Raw genomic sequence first — 312 nt, 5'->3', positions numbered from 1 at the left:
ATGGTCTGTACATCTACAACGCAGGTGATGATTCAATCGATACTGACCAGGGTTATATCGGCACTCTTTCAAACGTTTACGTTCAGCAAGTTGTTGTTGATGATGAGATTGACTCACGTGCAATCGAAGCTGACTCGCACAGCACTGACGATTCAGGCACACCAATTGCTAAGCCAACGCTTGAAAATGCAACACTAGATACAATCGGTCGCGCTATTCGTCTTCGTGAAGGTACAGGCTACGTATTTGACAACGTGCAAGTTAATGTTAAGTCTTCAAGTGCTGATGCATCACTAATTGGTACACAGGTTG

Annotated in this window: 1 protein-coding gene; it reads left to right on the top strand. The window is 44.2% G+C overall.

The features are described from left to right. Window positions 1-312, top strand: a 312-nt coding sequence (locus tag A3761_RS28255) for a hypothetical protein (protein ID WP_197473262.1), incomplete at both ends; no start/stop codon positions are given.

The organism is Oleiphilus sp. HI0123, assembly GCF_001635315.1.
Note: the sequence above shows the minus strand (reverse complement) of the source record. Positions and strands in the feature narration are given on the sequence as shown.